16 protein-coding genes are annotated in these 22,922 nt (G+C 65.6%); 11 read left to right on the top strand and 5 right to left on the bottom strand.

What is annotated here, in order from left to right:
- Positions 1-69: 69 nt before the first annotated feature.
- The 8 genes from YH64_RS10220 (at position 70) to YH64_RS10185 (ending at position 8,760) form a co-directional block, all read left to right on the top strand.
- Positions 70-969 (top strand): helix-turn-helix domain-containing protein, encoded by a 900-nt coding sequence (locus YH64_RS10220; RefSeq protein WP_046803818.1) that lies wholly within the window; start codon positions 70-72, stop codon positions 967-969.
- Between the two features lie 127 nt (positions 970-1,096).
- Positions 1,097-2,782 carry a thiamine pyrophosphate-binding protein gene (locus YH64_RS10215; RefSeq protein ID WP_046803817.1) on the top strand — a complete coding sequence of 562 codons (1,686 nt, stop codon included), beginning with the start codon at positions 1,097-1,099 and terminating at the stop codon, positions 2,780-2,782.
- Between the two features lie 84 nt (positions 2,783-2,866).
- Positions 2,867-3,868 carry a tripartite tricarboxylate transporter substrate binding protein gene (locus YH64_RS10210; RefSeq protein WP_046803816.1) on the top strand — a complete coding sequence of 334 codons (1,002 nt, stop codon included), beginning with the start codon at positions 2,867-2,869 and terminating at the stop codon, positions 3,866-3,868.
- A gap of 95 nt (positions 3,869-3,963) precedes the next feature.
- Positions 3,964-4,281: an NIPSNAP family protein gene (locus tag YH64_RS10205; RefSeq protein WP_046803815.1), complete on the top strand. Its 318-nt coding sequence runs from the start codon at positions 3,964-3,966 to the stop codon at positions 4,279-4,281.
- 173 nt (positions 4,282-4,454) lie between these two features.
- The gene (locus tag YH64_RS10200) at positions 4,455-5,351 is read left to right on the top strand and encodes a LysR substrate-binding domain-containing protein (protein ID WP_046803884.1); all 897 of its coding nucleotides are present in this window, start codon (positions 4,455-4,457) and stop codon (positions 5,349-5,351) included.
- Between the two features lie 186 nt (positions 5,352-5,537).
- A complete protein-coding gene (locus tag YH64_RS10195; protein ID WP_046803883.1) occupies positions 5,538-6,731 on the top strand; it encodes a CaiB/BaiF CoA-transferase family protein in 1,194 nt (397 codons plus the stop codon).
- The gene (locus tag YH64_RS10190) at positions 6,728-7,675 is read left to right on the top strand and encodes a hydroxymethylglutaryl-CoA lyase (protein WP_046803814.1); all 948 of its coding nucleotides are present in this window, start codon (positions 6,728-6,730) and stop codon (positions 7,673-7,675) included. Before YH64_RS10195 ends, YH64_RS10190 begins: the two co-directional genes overlap by 4 nt.
- Before the next feature lie 98 nt (positions 7,676-7,773).
- Positions 7,774-8,760, top strand: coding sequence for a tripartite tricarboxylate transporter substrate binding protein (locus YH64_RS10185; RefSeq protein WP_046803813.1), 987 nt, complete (start codon positions 7,774-7,776; stop codon positions 8,758-8,760).
- A gap of 24 nt (positions 8,761-8,784) precedes the next feature.
- Here YH64_RS10185 and YH64_RS10180 read toward each other — a convergent pair whose 3' ends face one another.
- Together YH64_RS10180 and YH64_RS10175 are read right to left on the bottom strand one after the other, a co-directional pair.
- Complete coding sequence (locus YH64_RS10180) at positions 8,785-10,701, bottom strand: sensor histidine kinase (RefSeq protein WP_255444289.1); 1,917 nt, start codon at positions 10,699-10,701, stop codon at positions 8,785-8,787.
- Between the two features lie 139 nt (positions 10,702-10,840).
- Positions 10,841-11,545 (bottom strand): response regulator, encoded by a 705-nt coding sequence (locus tag YH64_RS10175; protein ID WP_370512733.1) that lies wholly within the window; start codon positions 11,543-11,545, stop codon positions 10,841-10,843.
- A 268-nt stretch (positions 11,546-11,813) separates the two neighbouring features.
- Here YH64_RS10175 and YH64_RS10170 point away from each other — a divergent pair, with 268 nt between their 5' ends.
- From YH64_RS10170 to YH64_RS10160, 3 genes are all read left to right on the top strand, one after another.
- On the top strand, positions 11,814-18,872 hold the full coding sequence (locus tag YH64_RS10170) for an autotransporter outer membrane beta-barrel domain-containing protein (protein ID WP_143215321.1): 7,059 nt from the start codon (positions 11,814-11,816) through the stop codon (positions 18,870-18,872).
- A gap of 78 nt (positions 18,873-18,950) precedes the next feature.
- A complete protein-coding gene (locus YH64_RS10165) occupies positions 18,951-19,337 on the top strand; it encodes a DUF6152 family protein (protein WP_046803811.1) in 387 nt (128 codons plus the stop codon).
- A 16-nt stretch (positions 19,338-19,353) separates the two neighbouring features.
- On the top strand, positions 19,354-19,839 hold the full coding sequence (locus YH64_RS10160; RefSeq protein WP_046803810.1) for a DUF6644 family protein: 486 nt from the start codon (positions 19,354-19,356) through the stop codon (positions 19,837-19,839).
- Between the two features lie 24 nt (positions 19,840-19,863).
- Here the strand turns inward: YH64_RS10160 and YH64_RS10155 are convergent, their stop codons facing one another.
- The 3 genes from YH64_RS10155 to pagP all read right to left on the bottom strand — a co-directional run bounded on the left by YH64_RS10155 (position 19,864) and on the right by pagP (position 22,849).
- A complete protein-coding gene (locus YH64_RS10155; protein ID WP_052945964.1) occupies positions 19,864-21,285 on the bottom strand; it encodes a DUF1254 domain-containing protein in 1,422 nt (473 codons plus the stop codon).
- Positions 21,286-21,377: 92 nt separating this feature from the next.
- On the bottom strand, positions 21,378-22,193 hold the full coding sequence (locus tag YH64_RS10150) for a hypothetical protein (RefSeq protein WP_255444285.1): 816 nt from the start codon (positions 22,191-22,193) through the stop codon (positions 21,378-21,380).
- A 101-nt stretch (positions 22,194-22,294) separates the two neighbouring features.
- A complete protein-coding gene (pagP, locus tag YH64_RS10145) occupies positions 22,295-22,849 on the bottom strand; it encodes a lipid IV(A) palmitoyltransferase PagP (protein ID WP_046803807.1) in 555 nt (184 codons plus the stop codon).
- Between the last annotated feature and the right edge of the window lie 73 nt (positions 22,850-22,922).

Here is a 22,922-nt window from a genome sequence, read left to right as displayed (position 1 = left end):
TGGGCACGTTTGGCGATATCATGGCAAAAAAATCGAGCCGCCTCGCGCGCCGCCAAGGAGACTTCCCGCTTGTCCGCAGGCCCGCACACGCCCAACGCGCAACCCTTCCCCACCTTTGAAACTTCCGATTTCTCGGGCGAGGGTTCGTTCTACTTCGATCTTGTCCGCCTGCAGGACCGCGACGATATCCCGCGCGGCTTCCTGCATCGGCACAACTACTACCACTTGCTCTGGATGAGCCAGGCCAGCGGCACCCACATGCTGGACTTCGAGCAGCACGAGGTGCGCGACCACTCGGTATTTTTTCTGTCGCCCGGCCAGATCCACGCCTGGACCTCGTCCGTCAAGCCGCGCGGCTACGTGTTGAATATCAGCACGGACTTCTTCGCCCACATGTTCCCGCGCGCGGACGACATCGCCAAGTTTCCCTTTTTTCACCTGGCGGGCGGCTCGCCGGCCATCTATCTGTCGCGCGAACAGCACGACGGCATGCTGCCGCTGCTCAATGAAATCGAACGCGAAACGCGCGACCGCCAGACCGGGCGCTTTGACGTGGTGCGTTCGTACCTGCTGATCCTGCTGACGCAGCTGCGCCGCCTGTACCCGGCCGACGAGCGCGAGACCACCGCCGGCCCCAGCTATTCGCTGGCCAAGCGGTTCACCATGCTGATCGAAGAACACTATCTGGACTTCGACGCCATCCGCCAATACGCCGACGCGCTGTGCGTCAGCGAACGCCAGCTTAACGATGCCGTCAAGCGCAGCGTGGGGCGCACCGCCAGCCAGCTGGTGCAAGAGCGCGTTGCGCTTGAGGCCAAGCGCCTGCTTAGCAATACGGGCCTTGGCATCGCCGAAATTGCGTTTCAGCTGAACTTCGAAGACCCCTCGTACTTCGCCCGCTTCTTCAAGAAACACACCGGCAGCACCGCGGGCGATTTCCGCAAGAAGTACGACCGCCCCATCGGCTGACGGCCGCGCGGGCAACGCGCGAAAAAGTGCAATACAAGCTCTGATCTGTCCTAACGCGCCCGCCGCCAGGCTGCGTACAGTTCATCCAGACCCAAACCCGCCGCCTTGCGGCCTGATTGAAACTGCGATGAACGACACCCCAACATTGATGACGGGCGGCCAGCATGTGGTGCGCGCGCTGCTGCAACACGGCGTGGACACGGTATTCGGCGTGCCCGGCGAAAGCTATCTGGACGTGCTGGACGCGTTGTACACGGAACGCGAGCGGATACGCCTGGTGTCTTGCCGGCACGAAGGCGCGGCCTCGTTCATGGCCGAGGCGCACGGCAAGCTGACCGGCCGACCGGGCATCTGCATGGTCACGCGCGGCCCCGGCGCGACCAACGCCAGCATCGGCGTGCAGACGGCGTTTCAGGACTCCACGCCGCTTATCGTGCTGGTGGGCCAGGTGGGCAACGACATGGTCGAGCGCGAGGCGTTCCAGGAAATCGATTACCGGCGCATGTTCGGCCAGTTCACCAAATGGGTGGCGCAGATCGACAGCGCCGCGCGCGTCACCGAATACCTGAACCGCGCGTTCACGGTTGCGGTGTCTGGCCGGCCCGGCCCCGTGGTGTTGGCGCTGCCCGAGGACATGCTGACCGAGCTGGCCGCGCCGCAGGACTGCGGCACGATCCAGTTTCCGCAGGCGCATCCGGCGCCCGACGCGCTGGCCGACATGCGCGCCCTGCTGGCCCGCGCGCAGCGGCCACTGATGATAGTGGGCGGGTCCGGATGGACCGACGCCGGCCTGGACGCCCTGGCCCGCTACGCCGGCCGCAATGGCTTGCCGGTGGCGTGCTCTTTTCGCCGGCAGGATCTGTACGACAACCACCACCCGCAATACGTGGGCGAGGTGGGCATAGGCGTCAACCCGGAACTGGCTGACGCCGTGCGCAACGCCGACGTGATCCTGGCGGTGGGCGCGCGCCTGGGTGAAATGGTGACGGGCGGCTATACGCTGCTGCAATCTCCCGTGCCCAGGCAGACGCTGATCCATGTGCTGGCCAGCCCCGAAGAGCTGGGGCGGGTGTATCAGCCCACCCTGAAGATACCGTCGGGCCTGGACGCCTTCGCCCACGCAGCCGCCGCACTGGAGCCGGTGGACGCCGCCCCGTGGCGCGGCTGGCTGGAGGGGCTGCGCCAGAGCTACCAGCGCTATACGGAACCGCCCGCCACCGATCTGCCCATGGACCCGGCGCGTGTCATCGTTGCCCTGCGCGAAGGGCTGGACGCGCGCGCCATCCTGACCAACGGCGCGGGCAACTACAGCGCCTGGGCGCATCGCTATTACCGTTTCAGCCACCCGCGCACCCAGCTTGCGCCCACCAGCGGCGCGATGGGCTACGGCGTGCCCGCCGCCATTGCAGCCAAGCTGCGCCACCCCGAACGGCAGGTTGTCTGCCTGGCGGGCGACGGCTGCTTTCTGATGACCTCGCAGGAGCTTGCGACCGTCAAGCAGCACCGCCTGGCCGTCGTCTTCATCGTGTTCAACAACGGCATGTACGGCACGATCCGCATGCATCAGGAAAAGAACTACCCGGGCCGGACCATCGGCACGGACCTTTGCAACCCCGACTTCGTGACCTACGCGGAATCGTTCGGCGTGCCGGCCGAACGCGTGGACAGCCACGAAGGCTTCGCGCCCGCCTTGACGCGGGCGCTGGACAGCGGGTCGCCCTATCTGATCGAACTTTGTCTGGACCCCGAGGTGATCACGCCCCGGGCCACCCTGACGAGCCTGCGCAAACAAGCGCAGCTTGCCGCTTCCTGACGTTCAGGATCGGATTGCCGCGCAGCAGTCGCAAGAACGGCGCGCGGCGACCCCATAAAAAATATCCACACCTGGAGAGAGACTATGAATACCCCCCTGCCCGCCCTGCGGCGGCTGGCCGTGGCCGCGATGCTGGCCGCCTCGACCCTTGGCGCTGCATCGTTCGCGGCATCCTCCGACACCGCCTCCGCCTACCCCGAGCGGCCCTTGCGCATCATCGTGCCCTTCGCCGCCGGCGGCGCCACCGATGTGATTGCGCGCACCGTGGCGCAGTCCATGTCCACCCGCCTGGGCCAGCCGGTGGTGGTGGAAAACAAAGCGGGCGCCAACGGCAACATTGGCGCCGTCATGGCCGCGCGCGCCGAGCCGGACGGCTATACGCTGCTGATGGCCACGTCCAGCCATGCCATCAATTCCACGCTGTATCACAAGCTGGACTACAGCTTGACGGGCGACTTCGCCGGCCTGTCGAACCTGGCGTCGGTGCCCTTGCTGCTGGTGGTGAACCCGTCGGTGCCGGCCAAGACGCCGGAAGAACTGGCCGCCTACGCCAAGGCGAGCGGCAACCGCGTGAACTACGCCTCGGGCGGCACGGGCACGGCATCGCACCTGGCGGGCGCCCAGTTCAATTCACTGGCCGGCGCGCAGATGACGCATGTGCCCTACAAGGGCGGCTCGCAGGCGCTGAATGACCTGATGGGCGGCCAGGTCCAGATCATGTTCGCGAATCTGCCCGAAGTGCTGTCGCAGGTCCAGGCCGGCCGCTTGCGGCCCATCGCCGTCACCGGCAAGCAGCGCCATGCGGCGTTGCCGGACGTGCCGGCGTTTTCTGAAACGTCCTACCCCGCCATGAACGCCCGGTCCTGGTTCGGCCTGTTCGTGCCGGCAGCCACGCCCGCGCCCGTGGTGGAAAAGTTGTCGCAGGCCATCACCCAGGGCGTGGCCGACCCCGCCGTGCAGGACAAGCTGAAAGGGCTGGGCGCCGATCCGGTCGGCGACGGCCATGCCGCGTTCCAGCAGTACGTGAACCAGGAAGTCGATCGCTGGAGCGTGCTGGTGAAACAGTCCGGCGCCACGGCGGACTGACGATCGATCAGGTCCTGCAATGCGCGTTGCAACCCGCATTGCCCCCTTCGCAATCCCCATTGCAATCCCCATCGCAACCCCTCAAAGGAAACACCATGCTTTACGACGTACGGACCTACACCTGCCGCGCCGGCACCATCAAGAAGCACCTGGCGCTTTATGCAGAGCACGGCTATGCGGTGCAAAGCCGCCACCTGGGCAAGCCGCTGGCCTACATGCAGACCGAGACGGGCGACGTCAACAGCTACATGCACATCTGGGTCTATGACAGCGCCGCCGACCGCGAAGCCAAGCGCCTGGCGCTGCAAAAAGACCCCGCCTGGGCCGGCTACCTGACCAAGAGCGCCGAGGCCGGCTATCTGATCCGCCAGGAAAACCGGCTGATGACGCCCACGGCGTTCTTCCAGCCTTGATGGCCCAAGGCCCAGGCCAAGGGCCAAGGGCCAAGGACCGTCCTCGGCGGCGCAACGCGCGGTTGAGCCGCAACGGGCGGGAAGAAAAAATTCGGACATAATTATTGCCCTGGCACCCCGGCAGTCGCCTTGCGCCCGCCGCCCGCCCTGGCCTATCCGTGCCCGATTTTTCCATGAACCTTGCCCGCATCGACCTCGTCACCCTTGCCTTGTTTGTTGCCGTTGCGCGCCAGGGCAGCATCTCGGCCGGCGCGCGCCAGTCGCATCTGGCGGTTGGGGCGGCCAGCAAACGCATTTCCGACCTGGAGGCCGCCCTGGGCACCGCGCTGCTGTACCGCAACGCCGCCGGGGTAGAGCTGACCGACGCGGGCCAGGCCTGCCTGGTCCACGCGCTTCGTGTGTTGCAGGAAGTCGAGCAGATGACGGGCGCGCTGTCGGACTTTGCCCAAGGCGTGCGCGGGCAGGTTCGCATTGCCGCCAATACCTCGTCGCTGACGCAGTTTCTGCCCGAAGACCTGGCCGCCTTCATGGACGGGCACCCGGCCGTGCGCATTGACCTGGAAGAGCAGAACAGCAGCGACATCGTCACCGCCGTGCTGGAGAACCGCGCCGATATCGGCGTATTCGCCGACCGGACGGCGGCCGAGGGGCTGTCGACCTTTCCGTATCGGCTGGATGAACTGGTGCTGATCGTGCCGCAGCGCCATCCGCTGGCCGCCGAGGTGCAGGTGGCGTTTGCCGACACCTTGGCCTACGACTACGTGGGCCTGCCGCCCGCCACGTCGCTAGCCACCCGCTTGTCCGAAGAAAGCGGTCGCCTGGGCCGGGCAATGCGGCTGCGCATCCAGGTGCGCAGCTTTGACGCGATCTGCCGCATGGTCACGGCCACGGGCGGCGTGGGCATCCTGCCGCGCATCGCGGCCGAGCCGCATGCGCGCTCGATGCCGCTCAAGCTGATCCCCCTGACCGACGAATGGGCGCGCCGCTGGCTGCTGCTGGGCGTGCGCGATGCCGACACGCTGACCGTGGGCGCCCGCCTGTTGCTGGCGCATCTGCGCGGCGACCACTAAGGCGGCGACCACTAAGGCGGCGATCAAGAAGGCGGCGACAAAGAAGGCGGCTGCCGCTGCGGGTTTGCCCGGGGTTTCTCGTTCCAGGAATACCCCTTTCCCCGATTGTCCATTCCGCTTCCCGCCGCTTCGCGGGCACACTGCCGCCTGTCAATCATCAATATCAAGCGTTGCCAAGGAGGCGAAATGGCTGGGCAGATTCTTGCTGGCATCCGCGTGCTGGAGCTGGGCCAACTGATAGCAGGGCCGTTCGCCGCCAAGACCCTGGCGGATTTTGGCGCGCAGGTCATCAAGATCGAACCCCCCGGGCAGGGCGACCCGCTGCGCAAATGGCGCTTGCTGCACGAAGGCACGTCGGTGTGGTGGGAAGCGCAGTCGCGCAACAAGCAGTCGGTGTGTGTGGACCTGCGCCAGCAGGAAGGCCAGGACATCGTGCGTCTGTTGGCGCAACAGGCCGACGTACTGATCGAGAACTTTCGCCCCGGCACCCTGGAAAAATGGGGCTTGTCCTGGGAAGCCCTGCATGCGCTGAACCCGCGCCTGATCATGCTGCGCATCTCGGGCTACGGCCAGACCGGCCCCAAGGCGCGCGAACCGGGCTTTGCCGCCATCGGCGAAGCCATGGCGGGGTTGCGCTACCTGAACGGCGAGCCGGGTCGCGCGCCGGTGCGCGCCGGCCTGTCGCTGGGCGACACCATCGCGGGCTTGCATGGCGCGCTGGGCGTGATGATGGCGCTATACCAGCGCGATGCGCGTGGCGGCGTCGGCCAAGTGATCGATGCGGCGCTGTACGAAAGCCTGTTCAACCTTAGCGAAAGCCTGCTGCCCGAATATTCCGTGTTCGGCGCCGTACGAGAGCCCGCCGGGGCCGCGCTGCCGGGCATTGCACCGTCCAACGCCTATCCCTGCCAGGACGGCTACGTGCTGATCGCCGGCAATGGCGACGCCATCTACACCCGGCTGATGGCGCGCATCGACCGCGACGACCTTGGCCAGGACCCGGCCTTGGCGCACAACGACGGCCGCGCCCGCCGGGTTGCCGAGATCGACGCCGCCATCGGCGCATGGACGCAGGCGCGGCTGATCGACGACGTGTTGGCCGCCATGCGCGAAGCCGACGTGCCGGCCGGTCGCATCTATTCCGTGGCGGACATTGCCGCCGACCCGCACTACCGCGCCCGCAATGCCATCACCACCGTGCAATCGGCCGCGGGCGTGCAAGTGGAAATGCCGGCCGTCTTTCCGTATCTGTCCGCCAATCCCGGCGCGGTGCGCGAACGCGCGCCCACGCTGGGCGAGCACACCGATGCCGTGCTGGCGCAGGCGGGTTTGTCGAACGAACAACGCGACGCACTGCGCGCCAAGGGAGTGATTGCATGAACGCCGGCCCCGCCAAGATCGAGATCAACGAAGTCGGCCCGCGCGACGGCCTGCAAATTGAAAAGAACCTGGTCGCCACCGATGACAAGGTCGCCTTTGTGGACGCCCTGTCCGACTGCGGCTTTGCGCGCATCGAAGTCACCAGCTTTACCTCGCCCAAGGCCATCCCCGCGCTGGCCGACGCCACGGAGGTGATGCGCCGCATTCGCCGCCGCCCCGGCGTGATCTATACCGCGCTGGTGCCCAACATCCGCGGGCTGGAACGCGCGTTGGAAGCGGGCACCGATGAGATGAACCTGGTCATGTCGTGCAGCGAGACGCACAACCGCGCCAACCTGCGCATGACGCGCGATCAGTCGCTTGCGGAACTGTCGCAGGTGCTGGCCGCCGCCGCCCGCAGCGGCACGCCGTGCAACGTGTCGCTGTCCACCGCCTTCGGTTGCCCGTTTGACGGTGACGTGGCCGTGGACCAGGTGCTGGACCTGGCCGCACGGCTGGCGGACGCGGGCGCCACCGGCATCACGCTGTGCGACACCACCGGCATGGCGTATCCGACGCAAGTGGCCGCGTTGTGCGAACAGGCGTCCGCGCGCCTGCCCGGTGTGGCGCTGACCGTACACCTGCACAATACGCGCGGCATGGCGCTGGCCAACGCGATGGCCGCCTGGCAAACCGGCATCACCCGCTTTGACGCGGCGGCCGGCGGCCTGGGCGGATGCCCGTACGCGCCCGGCGCCAGCGGCAACGTCAACACCGAAGAACTGGTGCACATGTTCGCCTGCATGGGCGTGGACACCGGCGTGTCGCTGGAGCCTTTGCTGGCTATCGTGCGCGGCTTGCCCGCGCTGGTGCAGCGCGACCTGAGCAACGCCCTGCTGCAAGCAGGGCCACGTTTGGCAACCCATGCCGCGCCCGCCTGGCTGGCTGAGAGATTTCCGCAGTAGCGGTGATGCAGTGAAGTACGACGCAGCGCGGCCCAAAACCCGCAGCCGTTTCATCCGTTTGTTTTGACCACACCTATAAAAAAGCAAGGAGACATCCCATGACATTGCCCAGCCTGCCCACCCTCCTGCGCGCCGGTATCGCCGCCGCGCTAGCCCTCGGCGCCAGCGCAGCCAGCGCGCAAGCGGACTTTCCCAATCGCCCCATCACGCTGATCGTATCGGCCGCGCCCGGCGGCACCACCGACATTGCCGCCCGCCTGATCGCCCAGCCCCTGGGCACGGCGCTGGGCCAAAGCGTCGTCGTCGAGAACAAGCCGGGCGCCTCCGGCGGCATCGCCGCGCAGGCAGTCGCCCGCGCCAAGCCCGACGGCTATACGCTGCTGCTGCAATACTCGGGCTTTCAGGTCATCACGCCCCACGTGACGCCTGCCGCCGGCTGGGACCCCATCAAGGACTTCGCCCCCGTCGCCAACGTGCTGTCGGCGCCGCAAGTCGTGGTGGTGCGCCCGGACCTGCCCATCAACTCGCTCAAGGAACTGGTGGCCTACGCCAAGGCCAACCCGGGCAAGCTGAACTACGCGTCATCCGGCAACGGCTCGCTGCAACAAGTGGCCACCGAACTCTTGAACCAGATGGCCGGCACGCAGATCACGCACATCCCGTACAAGGGCACCGGCCCCGCGCTGAACGACCTGCTGGGCGGCGCCGTGGACATGACCATCACCACGCCCCCGCCGCTGCTGGGCCAGATCGCCGCCGGCAAGCTGCGCGCGCTGGCCGTCACCGGCAACACCCGCCTGCCGTCCCTGCCCAACGTGCCCACCGCCGCCGAAGCCGGCTACCCCGACCTGATCGTGTCATCGTGGTTCGCCATGTACGCGCCCAAGGACACGCCCGCGCCGGTCGTCGACAAGATCGCCGGTGAAATCCAGAAGATCATGAAGACCGACGCCTTCCGCCAGAAGGCCGCGGAGCAAGGCGCCGAAGCCATCTTCATGGGGCCGAAGGAACTGGGCGCGTATACCCAGTCGGAACTGGACCGCTGGGGCAAGGTCGTCAAGGCCGCGAACATCACGGCGAATTGATTGGGGGGGCCTGGTTCCTGGTTCCTAGTTCGCCACGAGACTCTGGGCGCTTTTTTTCTGCTGCTGACCGTAATGCTGGGACAGGGGCAGCCACAGCTTGAACAGCGTGCCGCCCGGCAGTGGCTGCCAGGCGCACCGCGCCCCAAGTACCGTCACTCGATTGCGTATATTCGCCACGCCCCGCCGCCCCGGCAATGCCACCTCGGGCGGCGGTGGCATGAACGGTCGGCCGTTGTCCTGCACGCACACCCACACGCCGATCTCTTCCGTGCCGCACACGGCGGCCGTCGCTTCGGCGGTGGTCACGGTGATCTCCGTCGCGTCGCTGTGCTTGACGATATTGGTCAGCACCTCTTGCAGGATACGCAGCACGTGTAGCGCGCTTTGCGCGTCGAGCCACTGCAATGGCGGCAGATCGCTCATCCGCCAACGCAGCGCGATCCCGGCCCCGGTCAACCTCGGCCCCAATCGAAAGCGCAAGGCCCCCAACAAGGCCAACAGGTCGGCATCGGTGCTTTCCAGGGAATCGATGGCGATCTTCAGGTCGTCGATGCATTCCCGCAGAACCTGAGCGATGTCCAGCGGCGTGCGCCCCAGCTCTACCTGGCGCAGCGCGCTCATCAGAGAAGAGCCCACGCCATCATGCATTTCGCTCATCAGGCGTTGACGTTCGTTCAATAGCGTCTGCTCGCGCTCCGCCACGCGCAGGCGCTCGTGCGCCTGGACCAGTTCGCGCTCTTGTGCGGCCAATTGCTCGGCCAGCACCGCGCGGGCGCGCGCAGCCACGGCCAGCGCACGGGTGTAGCGCGTGAACGCGACATAGACGAACAGGGTGAGCAAGCCCAGATTCACATACGGCGTCAGGTATATGCCTTCCATGTCCGTCTTGAAGCTCTGCATGCGCAGGTCATGCCACGCCATCAGCAACGACACGGGCCCCCATGCAGCCAGCAGCACATTGGCGCGGCTGCGTTCATGCCAGGCGTTGGCCGTGGCGGCATAGATCTGCGCCAGCGCCGGCGGCAGAATTGCCAGGCGCTGCACGGCCAGAATCCCGGGACGATCCGCCCACCAACAGGGCAGCGTCGCGACGACGACAACGGCCCAGTACACCAGCAGGACGCGGCCCAAGCGCGGGCGCGGGCGATGCTGCACCATGCCAAGGAAATGAAATCCGCAGACGGGTACGGTCACCATGCCCATCAACGTCATCCACGAGAACCAGGCGAAGCTCATGGACAGGCCCGCATCGTCCACCAGGAACAGCAAGGCTGCCAGCGCCTGCGCCACCGCCATGCAAAAGAAAAGCGCGAACGGCCACGCGCCGCCGGCAGGCGCCAGGCTGGTGTCGCGACGGCGATTCGTGCGCAGCCAGATGGCGATGCCCAAGGCAAAGAATCCCAGCAGCAGGAAAGAGCCACGCCAATAGGTCGGCAGCGCCGTCTGCAGAAAAGTGCGCCAGCGCCAGGACGGCAGCAAGTCGGCGGTCGGTCCGATCCACATCGACGACAGCGCGCCACCCGTATTGGGCTGGTTGGCCACGCGCACGTACACCCATGCATCCTTGCCCGGGTGCAACAGGCCGCCCAGATCCACCCACAAAGGGTGATTGAAGTTGTTCCACGCGCGGTCGCCACGTGATTGCCAGGCGCGCTGCCCGTTCACGTATACCGCCAGCGTGCCGGTTGCCTGCCAGCGCGCGGCGTATAGCCGCAGCCGCGGCGTCGTGAAGGCCGTGGCAGGAATGTGCATGCGGTACCACTGCACTTGGGCACGGTCCGCCGATCCCGGCGCGGCTAGCGGCCACGGCGTTCGCGGCCGGGCATGCGGCAGACTAACCGGCTGCCAGTCGGCGTCGGCGGCATTCATGGCACTGTCCCCGGCGTCCAGTTCAGCCATCGAAGGCGGCTGCATCCACGTGGTGCTCGATGACGGCCACATCTGCGCTTCAGTGATATGGAGCACGGGCGATTGGGCTTGCGCCAGCCCACAAACGGCAAGCAGAAGAAGGCCAAGCATTAACCTCAGCGCGGCGTCCCAGCTGCCCATGGCCACCCAAGTCCGCGCCCCCCCGGGCAGATCAATCCTCACTCAGCCACCCGTGTCGCGCGCCTTCGCGCACCGCTTCAGCCCGCGAATTCACCTGCAGCTTGGTATAGATGCGCCGCACAAAGGTCTGCACGGTGTGCGGTGAGACGCCCAAAGCGCTGGCGACTTCGTCCACCGTATAGCCGCGTGAGACCAGGCGCAGCGTCTCGGCTTCGCGCGCCGAAGGCGATACAAGCGGCGCGCATGCGGGGGCGGCAACGGCCTCGACGGGCGGCGCCTGCACGGTGTGTCGCAAAAGGAGTTTCCTGGCCACCATCGGGTTGATCGGGCTGCCCCCGGCATGCAGGCTGCGAATTTCCGCGACCAGTTCCTGGGCGCTCAAGTCCTTCAGCACATAGCCCATGGCACCCGCTTCGATGGCGCGCAGGACGTGGGTTTCATCACCAAAAATCGTACTTACCATCACCGCGCATTCCGGCCATGCCTGCCGCGCGGCGGCGATCACATCCAGGCCGGAGCCGTCGGGCAGGCCCAGGTCCACCAAAAGCACGTCAAGCGGCTGGCGTGGCAGCTGGGACAACGCTTCGCGCCGGTTGGCCGCCATCCACACCATGCATAGTCCCTGCGCGGTCTGGACGGCGTGCGCCAAGGCCTGCTGGCAAACCGCATCGTCTTCGACCGTTGCCACACGTATAGGCGGTCCGCTGGCTGCCGATGCGCTGTCCGCGCGCGGCAGCACTTCGTTCGTGTCGGGAGTTTGCGCCGCCGGTTCAGACTTTTGTTGTATGTCTTTTTTTCGCATCAGATGATCATCGGACGGCTTCGATTCATATCGAACAGGGCGCACCGGATCGCCAGAGCGAGCCCCGCTGCGAGCACAAGCGGCGAGTCTGCCTTCATCGGCTTGTTCCGTCATGTCCTCAGTTTTAGGGACATACAGTGTTGCACAAGTTTTTTATGCTGCGCCAGCCACCTCAACGCTGTCCTGATAACCGGAAGAACGCATGACCAACCGCCGGGTTTACCTTCGCGTAACCACTCTCTCAGCCGCGATTGCCGGCACCTTCCTGGGGGCTGCGGCGTCGGGCCAGACGTACAACTGCGGCGGTGGCAGCGGCGGACTGTCCTGCAACACGTCAGGCACTTCCGGCCAGGCGGTCATATTCCAAGCCGGAAACTACAACCCCGTACCGCCCATGAACGTAAGCGCCAGCGCGGACATCACGGTGACGGTTGGTTCTTCAACGAAGGCGGCGCTTCAGGCCTTGTCGATAGGCGGCAACGGCAATCCAGACGGCACGCTGACCGGTACGGACACGCAAGGCCTGACCGTGATCAACACGGGCAACCTGACGTTGCAGTCCACGGGAGGTCCGATCGTCAGCGACGGCAATCTCTACGGGCTATTCGCGCAGATGCAGGGCGGCAATGCCGCCAGCAGCAGCAACGGCGACTATGGCGGCAATGGCGGCGTGGCCGGCCGGTCGCAGACCGAGATCCTGTCGGTGACCAATCACGGCGACGTCAGCATCAATCTGCCCAACGTCACGGTAGCGGGCGGCGCGGCCGTGGCCGCGCTGAGCCAGGGCGGCGCCGGTAGCGGCACCACGGACGACCATAACCCCAGCGGTGCCGGCGGCCAGTCGGCGGGGGCGTCCATCGTCAATACGGGAAACATCAACGTCAACCTCGCCGGAACGGGGCGCTACGCAGGCATCCTGGCGTCCAGCAGCGGCGGCAATGGCGCCGATCAATACGACGGCGGCGCCAACATGGGCGGCGGCGGCGGCAGTGCATCGGTCACCAACTCCGGCAATGTCGCTTTGAATTGGGTCTGGACCAACAACTCGACCGCCTCGTCCGCGCTGTATGGCGTGCTGGCTCAATCCACGTCGGGCAATGGCGGCGATTCAACCGACAAGGGCCTTGGCAATGGCGGTGCGGCAGGCAGCGGCGCCGCCAGCGACCTCAGCGCCAAGGTCACCCTGCTAAGCGGCGGTAACGTCACCGTCACCCAGAGCGGCACGCCGCCAGCGCCCGGAGCGGGCGTCGCAGCGATCATCGTGGCGGGCAATGGCGGCAATGGCCTGGCCGACGAAGACGACACCTTGGGCGGCAATGGCGGCAACGCGGGCAGCATCAATGGCTCGCAGGTTCCCTTGCAGATCAACGTGACGGACGCCAGCGTGTCAACGGCGGGAAGCCAGCTGCCGGCGTTGCTGGTTTCAGCGCGCGGCGGCGCGGGCGGCGGCAATTTCAATAGCGGCAGCTATCACGATCGTAATGGGGGTCTTGGCGGGCAGGCGGGCGACGCGGGCGTATGGGTCACCACGGCCAGCGCCCCCATCACCTTGTCCACCACAGGCGATCACGCTTCGGGGATCCAGACCTCGCAAGTCGGCGGCGCGGGCGGTGCGGGCGGGGACTACGGCGGCGATGCGTTGGGGTTCGGCAGCAGCAACGCCGGCAATGGCGGCAGCGGTGGCAACGCCGGCAGCTTGACGGTCAAACTGGCGGGCAGCAAGGCCCTGCCCATCAACATCACCACCGCAGCGAACGACTCCCATGGCATCTATGCGGTGTTGCAGGGTGGGCAAGGCGCCGACGGCGGCACGCTTACCGGAACGATCGGCGGCGGTTCGGGAGGCGATGGCGGCGCGGGCGGTTCCACCGGATCGATGAACGTGTCCCTTGCCGGAACATCGATCTCGACGCGGGGCGCGAACGCCTTCGGCATTCTGGTGCAGAACCTGGGCAATGATGGCGGCACCGCCGCGTCCGCCACAGGCACGGACGTACAGGGGGGCAACGGCGGCAATGGTGGCTCGACGGGCACGGTAACGATATCGACGGATTCAAACACCGCCATATCGACGCAGGGGCAAGGCTCGCCCGGCATCCTGGCACAAACCGCCAGTGGCGCCGGCGCCAACGGCGGCAATGGCAACGGCCAGTTGAGCGGCGTTGACGGCAGTGGCGGCAACGGTGGCTCGGCGGGCGCGATAACCGTAGCCAACGCCGGCACGATAACGACCGCCGGCACGGATTCGGTCGGCATCATGGCGCAGTCCCTGGCGGGCGCGGGCGGCGCCGGGTCGGTCGACTACGGCATTTTCTACAGCAAGGGCGGCACGGGCGGCGCCGCCGGCTCTGCCGGGGTCATTACCGTGACGAACACCGGCGCCATTCGCACCAGCGGCACCATGGCGATGGGCGTCCTGGCACAGTCCATCGGCGGCAGCGGCGGCGCGGCGGGAAGCGCGGGCGGCCTGGGGGTTTCGCTGGGTGGCGATGCCACCACCAACCCGTTCGAGTCCAATGCCAACACGGTGACCTTCAACTCGTCCGGCACCATCGCCACCACGGGGCTGTCCGCGATAGGCGTCCTGGCGCAATCCATCGGTGGCGGCGGCGGCGCGGGCGGTGCTACGCAGGGGTTGATCAGCGTTGGCGGCACCGGCGGCAAAGGCGGCTCGGGCGGCTCAGTGATCGGCACGCCCACCAACCTGGCGCTCACTACGGGCGGCGACAACGCGCACGGCCTGGTCGCCCAATCCATCGGCGGTGGCGGCGGCAACGGGGGCAATGCCAGCAGCTTTGGCATTTTCCATTCAGTCGCCATTGGCGCATCGGGCGGTGATGGAGGCACGGGCGGGTCCGTGGTGCTGAACCTGAACAACTCCAACATCGTCACGCAGGGAACCAAGGCGGCAGGCCTGGTCGGCCAGTCCATCGGGGGTGGCGGCGGCACCGGCGGCCAGGCGTTCGCTTATAGCGTCGGCCCCCTGGCGACAGTCGCCGTGGCGGTGGGCGGACAAGGCGGCACGGGCGGCAACAGCGGCGTCGTCAGTTCGCAGATGTTGGGCGGCAGCATCAAGACGGGGCAGACCTCGCGGCTGGTCAACGGCACTTGCGCCGACCCGTGCCTGACGGCGAACGCGCAGCCCATCGATTCCTTTGGCGCCGTGATCCAAAGCATAGGTGGCGGCGGCGGCCTGGGCGGTAATGCCACGGCGAAGGCGGCGGCAATCGGGATCCCGGTGACGGAAGCGGGTACGCAGGTTTCGATTCCTGTTTCGGTCGCGGTCGGTGGCACTGGCGGTATCGCGGGCGATGGCAATTACGTGACCTTTGCCGCTGCGCAAGGCGCGCAGATCGAAACCCGGGGCCAAGGCTCGCACGGTGTGTTGATCCAAAGCATCGGCGGTGGCGGCGGCGCGGGCGGCGACTCGTCGTCGCTGGCCGCTGCGCTGGATTACGGCGGTACGGTGCCCGAAGGTGCGTTCTCTTTATCCTTGAATGTGGCCGTGGCCGTGGGAGCGGACGGCGGCGCCGGCGGCAACGGCAATTCGGTCTGGAGCGCCCTGGGGGGCCTGGTCAACGTATCCGGCGGGCAAGCAACGTTCACGCCCGATGCGGCCGGAACCGCAAGCAGCACTATCGCGACTTACGGCGATTATGCCAACGGCATCACCGCGCAATCGATCGGTGGCGGGGGCGGCAACGCCGGCTTCGGCAGCGCAAACACGCAAGATTTCGGCACCGGGTCCGTCCTGACGGCCAGCATCGGCTTGGGCGGCTCGGGCGCCGGCGGCGGCAATGGGGGCCTGGTCCAGGTAGAGGTCTTGCCCACGGGGCAGATCCAGACGGCGGGATCCGGCGCCATGGGCGTGCTGGCGCAGAGTATTGGCGGCGGCGGAGGCGCGTCACAAGGCGGCTCCTATAACTTCGTTGGCCTGGCCATGCACGTATCACCGTCGTTCGACGTCAAAGTGGGCAAGACGGGCGGGGCCGGCGGCGCGGGAGGCGCCGTGGGGGTGACGGTCGGCGGCAACATCGCCACCTACGGCGGTGACGCCGCGGGCGTGCAGGCGCAGTCCATCGGCGGTGGTGGCGGGCAAGGTGGATCGGCGGGGTCGGATGGTTCCGCGGACAATCCCATCGTGTCCATTCTTGATGGTCGCGTCGACGCCAAGAACGTGCTCCAGGATGTGTACCAGAAGCTCTTGAAAGAGCAGCCGCCCAACTATCAGCTCAACCTTAATCATGATGTGTCGGTCGGCGGCGCGGGCGGCGTGGGCAATACCGGTGGCACGGTCACGGTGAATCTGGATCCCACAGGCACGATCACCACCGCGGGCGATTGGTCCGCGGGGATATTTGCCCAGAGCATCGGCGGCGGCGGCGGTAAAGGGGGCGGCGCGCTTGCAACAGGCTCGGGCTGGGTGGATCCGACGAAAGTCGACGTGAACTCCAACTACAGCGTGGGCGGCGATGGTGGCAAGGGCTCAACCGGCGGCAGTGTGACGACGGCGCTGAACGGCGGATCGATTGCCACCAGCGGCTATGGCGCGGCCGGCATCTACGCGCAGAGCGTGGGCGGTGGCGGCGGCCATGCCGCGGACGGCTCGGACGGCTTCTTTGGCACCCTCACCGTCGGCGTCGGCTACGGCGGTTCGGGCGGTGGTGCGGGCAATGGCGGGGCCGTCACGCTATCCACCGCTGCGGGCGCCCCGGCCAACATCACGACCATCGGCACGCAGGGCGAAGCGGCATTCGGCACGGTGCTGCAATCGGTGGGCGGTGGCGGCGGCTTCGCGGGTGCGGGCACCAGTGTGCGGGTTGCCGTGGCCGACGATCCCATACCGGCCATCAAACTGTCGACCGGCCAAACCCAGAATACAAGCGAAGGCAACGGCGGCGCCGTGACGCTGCAAGACAACGGCGCCCTGCGCATCACGACGCAGGGCAACAACGCGTTTGGGGTGCTGGCGCAAAGCGTGGGCGGCGGCGGCGGGATCGTCATCAATTCGCAAAATCAACAAGCGACCGCCGGCATCAACACCAGCATTTTCGGCAGCACACCCGAGGGCGGCGCACAGGCTGACGGCGGCACGGTGACTGCAAGTCTTGGCGCACAAAGCTGGATCAAGACTTTCGGGACCGGATCGCATGGCCTGGTCGCCCAATCGGTGGGCGGAGGCGGTGGTTTGGTCGGCCTGCCAGGCACCGCGCCCACCCTCACCGTCGACGCAAGCCAAGCCGCGTCGATATCGCCGGGCAACGGGCAAGGTGGCAACGTCTCGGTGACCAACAACGGCATCATCACCGTTACGGGCGCCGGCGCCATCGGGATCCTGGCGCAAAGCGTCAGTGGCGCAGGTGGCCTGATGCTGGCAGCGGATGGGAATACGGTCTATGCAGGATCAGGCACTTCGGAACGGCTCGGCAACGCCACTGTCAATGTCACAGTCGGCGCCAATGCAAGCGTCTCGTCCACGGCGGTCAATGGCATCGGCATCTTCGCGCAGAACGCGAATGGAAACGGCGTGACCCTCGCCATCGACGGCAGCGTCATCGGGGGATCGGCCACCGAGGCGGCAACCGCCATATGGACGGACAGCGCGGCCGACAGCATGATGAACATAGCGAGCACGGGCTCGGTGACCGCTGACACTGCGGTCCGGGCCACCACCGGCCTGCTCAATATCAACAACGCCGGCCTGTTGATGGGCAACGTCTACCAGAACGGCGGCGGGATGACGAATACCGGCACCTTTTCGTCCGGCCCCCAATACGTGGGGACATCGCTGCAGAACAACGGGCTGGTTGCGCTGGGCGGGCGCGAAGGCACCCACTGGGGTTATGACCGCACCCGCTTCATCGCCACGACCTTCAACACGACTTACACGCAATCGGCGCAGGGCACGCTTAAGGTGGGGGCCGACTTTGACAAGATGGCATCCGACTTCCTGACCATCAACGGGCCTGCCACCCTGGATGGCAAATTGCTGGTGGCGCCGCTCGCGCTGTTGCCGAATCGGGAGTTGGCCGTATTGAACGTCAACGGCATCCAGGCCGGCGCCTTGCTTGCATCGGATTCCCCGGTGGTCGACTACGAAGCGCGCCAGGATGGCGGCACGACCCACGTGCGCTCTGTGGGCGCCAACTTCAACGCGGATTCGATGCAGTTAAAGCGCAACGCGACAAGCCTGGCGAGCCACTTGCAACGCGACTGGGATCAAGGCGGAACCGCCGGGCTTGCCAAGCTGTACGCGGTGCTGGACGCGGCCTCGCGCCAAGGGGCCGGCTCGTACCAGAATCGCCTGTCGGACCTGTCGCCCGGCGTTGCGCTGGCGCCCGCCGCGCAAATGCAGCTGGGCATGGCGCGCTTCACCGGCGCAATGATGTCCTGCCCCACGTTCGTGGGCAACGGGCCCATGACCCAGGAGCAGGATTGCGTCTGGGGGCAGGTCACCGGCCGCAATACGAATCAGGACGGCGGCAACGGCTCATCGGGGTTCTCACTGGACAGCGTGACGTACCAGCTGGGCGGCCAGCGGCGGATTGCGCCGGACTGGTATCTGGGCGGCTCGTTCGCCTACCAGAACTCGCATCTTCGTGGCGACGATCGTCGCGTCACCGGTTCCGGCGACACCGGGTATGCCGGGCTGGTGCTCAAGCGGGAAGCCGGCCCCTGGACGATTTCCGGCGCGCTGGGCGCAGGCTATGGGTCGTATGACCTGAACCGCAATCTGGCGATTCCCAATTTCAAGTCGCAAGCCACGAGCAAGCCCGACGTGTACAGCTTCGGCGCGCGCATACGCGTGGCCAGGACCTTCACCGACGGCGACGTCTACGTGAAACCCTATGCGGATCTGGACGCGACTTACTCGCGTATGTCCGGCTATGAAGAGTCGGGCGACGCCCTGCATCTGAAGGTGGCCAGCAGCGATCAGATGGTCTTCGGCCTTGCCCCCACGTTGGAAGTCGGCGGACGCAGCGAGCTACCGCAGGGCGCCGTGTTGCGGCCGTTTGCCTACGCAGGCGTGTCGCTGCTGTCGGAAGACGGCTGGAAAACCAAGTCCAAACTCGCGGGCGCCCCCGACAGCGCGGGAAGCTTCACCACCACGATGCCCACCGACAATGTGGTCGGACGCATCGGCGCGGGCTTCCAGGTCACGCACGCCAATGCGCTGGACTTCAGGCTGCAATACGACGGCGAGTTCGCGTCGCGGGGCAACAGCCATTCGGGCTCGCTGAAGCTGGCTTATCGGTTCTAGAGGTATGCTTTGCTCACTGGCCGCCACGCCCCAGCGCGGGCCGTGGCGACGGCCCCACCGCAACCCAGGAGCATCGACATGAAGCTATCGAAGCGCGCGTTATTTGCAGGGCTGGCGCTGTCCGCGCTGTGCGCAGCGGCCCCCACGGCCATGGCGCATCACGGTTGGTCATGGGCGGAATCCGAACAGATGACCTTGCAAGGCACGGTCGAGCAGGTGCAGGTCGCGCCGCCCCATCCCACGTTAAAGGTGCGAGCCGATGATGGCGTCTGGGTGGTCGAGCTGGGCAATCCCACGCAGACGAAGGAAGCGGGATTCGTCGAGGGTTCCGCCAAGCCGGGCGACGCCATCACCGCCATTGGCAACCGCGACCAGGACGCCGGCAACAGGCGCATGAAGGCCGTCCAGGTCACGGTGGGCGGCAAGACCTACGACATCTATCCCAGCCGCATCAAGAAACCCTGAGCCACGGCTTTCACCCATGCCTGAACCGCTGCGGCTGGCGCTGGACGCGCTGACGGCCCTGCCCCCGGCGCTGTGGCTGCGACGATCCGGAACGCTTTATCTTCTGGTCAACGCCGCCCATATCGGCGCCATCGGCCTATTGATCGGTTCGATCGTTCCGCTGGACCTGCGGCTGCTCGGCGTGCTCAAGCCCACATCCTTGGCGCTTCTGGCGCCTGTGCTGGCGCGCACCGCCGCGGTTGGCCTTGCGCTGGCCATACTGACCGGCGCAACGCTGTTCACCGTGCGGGCGCAGGAATACCTGGAAAATCCGGCCTTCGTGGTGAAGATGAGCCTGTTGGGCGCGGGGCTTATCAACGCCTGGCTGGTGCGCCGGAGCGGGGCATGGGGACAGGTGCTACAAGGCGGCCCCGCGTCCACCGCGCTGCGCTGCCAGGCTGCCGTCTCGCTGCTGCTATGGACGGGCTGCCTGGTAGCGGGCAGATGGATAGGGTTCCTGTAGTCAGGAGTCGCTCAGTGCAATGCGCTACATCGCCTTGACGATCTGGGGCGGACTCCACGTGCCATTCCCGGGAGGCAGGATGGAAGGCGCCTCGGTCTTCGGCCAGTACAGGCGCATGACCAGGTACATGAGATCGTTTGGTGCCGGCAGCCAGTTGTTCTCTTTGTCCGCGCCGGGTGACGTTTTCTGAAGGTACAGCGTCAGCGAGCCATCCGCGTTTTTCGTCATGGTCGAGAGCATCGGCGAATTAATCAGGTACCGATCGATGGAGTTCTCGATCAGCAACTGCGTCTTGCCGTCGTACATCGTCACCGACCAGAAAGCATTGACCGGCGGCAGCTGCCCCTCGCGAAAGGTAATGGTGTAGTTGTGTTTACCAGCATCCAGCGGCTCGCCATCGGGCAAGGTCGTGGTCAGGGGGTAAGTGGCTTCCGCAGCGTCGTTGGCGTATATGCCCGCCTGCGCCACCGCGGCCCGCTTCAGCCAGTCGCCGTGGTAGAAGGCGCTGTCGCCGCCGGCCCCCACGATGTTCCAGCCATTGACCTTCGTGCCCAGATTCTTGATAGCATTTTCGACCTTGGCATGCCCGTCTTGCATGCCTTTGACGACGGCGCTCTTTTGCTCGGCGGACAGCTGTTCGAAGCTGAACTTCTCGTCGGCGCCAATGCCCAGACGGGCAAGCTTCGCACGAATTGCCACTTCTTCCGGCGCGGCCGGGCCGAATTGCAAGGCGAAACCCAGGTATGTGAAAAAGTCGGTCTTTGCCAGATCGTTATTGATTTTTGGAAAGTCGATTGCAGGCGCGGCAGGAGGCGCCGGCTGTTTGAGATATGCAGAAAGCGGCTGTGCTTTGTAGCCCGATTGAATCGCTACGACGTTGGGCATGTCGGCGGGGTTGAACAGTTGAGTCCGAAAGACCGCGAAGGGAAGCTGCGTTTCGGATCGAAAGACCTTTCTTATGCCTGGAGGCATTACGCCTTTCCAATCGGGGCCAACGATCATGTAATCGCCAGCCTCGTCCCCGGTGGAACGGCTTCCGATGTAGCCGAAATTGTAGGTACTGCCGTCAATAAGCTGAACCGAGTAGTACCGAGGCTTAGTCACTGCCGGTACCGATAAAACGATCGGCTCGCTGCGTAGGTCCATGAACATCATGGAATACGGCGTGTCGCTGTTCGGCGAGATAATGGCCGTGTCCTTGTAGGTGGCGACATGGTGCAGGCTGCGAATCTGGTTGAACGGTGCCTTGTACTGGCTCGAGTTCTTGTCGACCGCGTACTCGTACATGATCGCGTAGTTCATCACAATAGGAAGACCGTAGATGTACCCTTCCTCCGCGATGGCCCGCGTTTCGGAGAGACTGATTTCCGCGCAGGCATAGGACGATGTGAAGGACGCAATCACCAGCATCGCGCGACAAACTGCTTTTGGTAGTTTGATGTCCATGAGGCTCTATTCCATCTGTTAAGTCCAGCGGGTGGATCGGCTCACCACTGAATGAAGACTGGGTGAGTCGACGCGAGTCTGACAAGCAGCCTTTAAAAACGAATGGTCAAGCCGGCCATTGGGCCGTGCAGCACAGCGTCGAACTTAAAGCCGCCGGCGCTGTAATCCACGCCCACAGCGCGGTAGCCGGCAGTCGCTGAGACGCTCTTGCTGAAGTTGTATCCCATGCCGATTCCAACATCCCAATCCGCATTTGCGCCGCCAGCGCCTATCAGGCCCCAGCCTGTCGCGTACAGTTTTGTAGTGAAAACGTAGTTGCCCCGCACCCCTACGACGGCATCCACCCACGTGGCGCCATCGCTGCTTTTCCTGCCATTCAGGCGTGCGCCCTTCAGCGTGATGTCGGTGTCTACGGACCAAACGCGTAAACCCGCCACGACGTCAAGGCTGTGAGGTGACTGATCAAGGACCGAATACCCTGCGCCCAGTAGACCGGTGAAGGTCTTGCTGTGGACGTCCGCAGTGGTTGCCACAACCTCACGGGGCGTGTCGCCCTGAGCGCCGACCTTTGCATAAATCAGATCGCCGAAAAGGCTGTACCGGCCCTTACGTGCTTCGCCGCTAAGCATGGCCGCGAAATCCAGGTTTTCGAGAATCTGATCAAAGCTCGTGTCTACATCGATGACCGGCAACCGTCGGTGAGACACCTTTCCAGACAGCGCCGGTGCCCAGACATACGGCGTGACTGAAAATTCCCATTCGCCTGATCGCCGACCGTCGGACACAGGCGTATCAACCTGGTCCGCGCCAAAACTCGATCCGGCGTAAAGCAGCCCGCCAACCAGACATCCAAGCATGCGCTTTATCATCGTCCCGCCTCGGCCCGCAAGAGCCAGTGAATTAATCACGGCGGCCCCCAAGGGGCCCTATCGAAACGACATCAGTTCGCTAGTTGCAAATTCAAGCCCGGCAAATCTGCCCGTCCGGGGCGGGGCGCGGGGCCGAGGCGTTAGAAGCGCCAGCGGCCGAATATGAAAAGGACGTTACCCGTGCCGCTTGCACCTGGGATATAGGTGGCATAGAGCATGGCTCCCTTGTAGCTCGCGCTGACCAGTGGCAGGATGCCGGGGAAAGGGACATAACCCATGATGTCCTGGCGCGCGGTCAGAAATACGGTATAGCCCGCGCCCAGTCGGAAGTTCTCGCTGACCTGGCCGATTTTCAGGAAGCCATAGCCTGCCGCGGGTTGGACCTTGCTGTGTGAGTCCAGAAAGGCCATGGCGTACAGGCCCTGCCAATCACCGTCTTCGTCGTAGATGCTGCGACCGTATCCGCCGCCCCAGGCTAATTCGTTAAAGCCGTTGATTTGTTCTTTGCTGTACGTGGCGCGGTTGTGCCACGTATATCCGCTGATGTAGAGATCGTTTCCGCCTTCGGTCCAGATCTGGTCAAGCCGGTTGCAGGCGGACCGCGCCCACGAGGGCATGCTGTCGCAAGACTGTGCAGGGGCCGCGAAAACAGAGAGCAGGACAACCAGTATCGCTACCCGCAGTCTTGCGGTCATTGCGGCCGTCGAGGAGAAATGACGGGTCCAGTACTGTAATGGGACAGTCCTTAATTTCCCGGTCATATCGACG

The organism is Achromobacter sp. LC458 (assembly GCF_001005835.2).
In the GTDB taxonomy this organism is placed as follows: Bacteria; Pseudomonadota; Gammaproteobacteria; order Burkholderiales; family Burkholderiaceae_B; genus Achromobacter; species Achromobacter spanius_B.
Note: the sequence above shows the minus strand (reverse complement) of the source record. Positions and strands in the feature narration are given on the sequence as shown.

Coding starts and splice junctions, on each gene's coding strand:
- YH64_RS10215 (WP_046803817.1), top strand. CDS start 1,097: ATGAACGACACCCCAACATTGATGACGGGCGGCCAGCATGTGGTGCGC.
- YH64_RS10210 (WP_046803816.1), top strand. CDS start 2,867: ATGAATACCCCCCTGCCCGCCCTGCGGCGGCTGGCCGTGGCCGCGATG.
- YH64_RS10205 (WP_046803815.1), top strand. CDS start 3,964: ATGCTTTACGACGTACGGACCTACACCTGCCGCGCCGGCACCATCAAG.
- YH64_RS10200 (WP_046803884.1), top strand. CDS start 4,455: ATGAACCTTGCCCGCATCGACCTCGTCACCCTTGCCTTGTTTGTTGCC.
- YH64_RS10195 (WP_046803883.1), top strand. CDS start 5,538: ATGGCTGGGCAGATTCTTGCTGGCATCCGCGTGCTGGAGCTGGGCCAA.
- YH64_RS10190 (WP_046803814.1), top strand. CDS start 6,728: ATGAACGCCGGCCCCGCCAAGATCGAGATCAACGAAGTCGGCCCGCGC.
- YH64_RS10185 (WP_046803813.1), top strand. CDS start 7,774: ATGACATTGCCCAGCCTGCCCACCCTCCTGCGCGCCGGTATCGCCGCC.
- YH64_RS10180 (WP_255444289.1), bottom strand. CDS start 10,701: ATGTGGCCGTCATCGAGCACCACGTGGATGCAGCCGCCTTCGATGGCT.
- YH64_RS10170 (WP_143215321.1), top strand. CDS start 11,814: ATGACCAACCGCCGGGTTTACCTTCGCGTAACCACTCTCTCAGCCGCG.
- YH64_RS10165 (WP_046803811.1), top strand. CDS start 18,951: ATGAAGCTATCGAAGCGCGCGTTATTTGCAGGGCTGGCGCTGTCCGCG.
- YH64_RS10160 (WP_046803810.1), top strand. CDS start 19,354: ATGCCTGAACCGCTGCGGCTGGCGCTGGACGCGCTGACGGCCCTGCCC.
- YH64_RS10155 (WP_052945964.1), bottom strand. CDS start 21,285: ATGGACATCAAACTACCAAAAGCAGTTTGTCGCGCGATGCTGGTGATT.
- pagP (WP_046803807.1), bottom strand. CDS start 22,849: ATGACCGCAAGACTGCGGGTAGCGATACTGGTTGTCCTGCTCTCTGTT.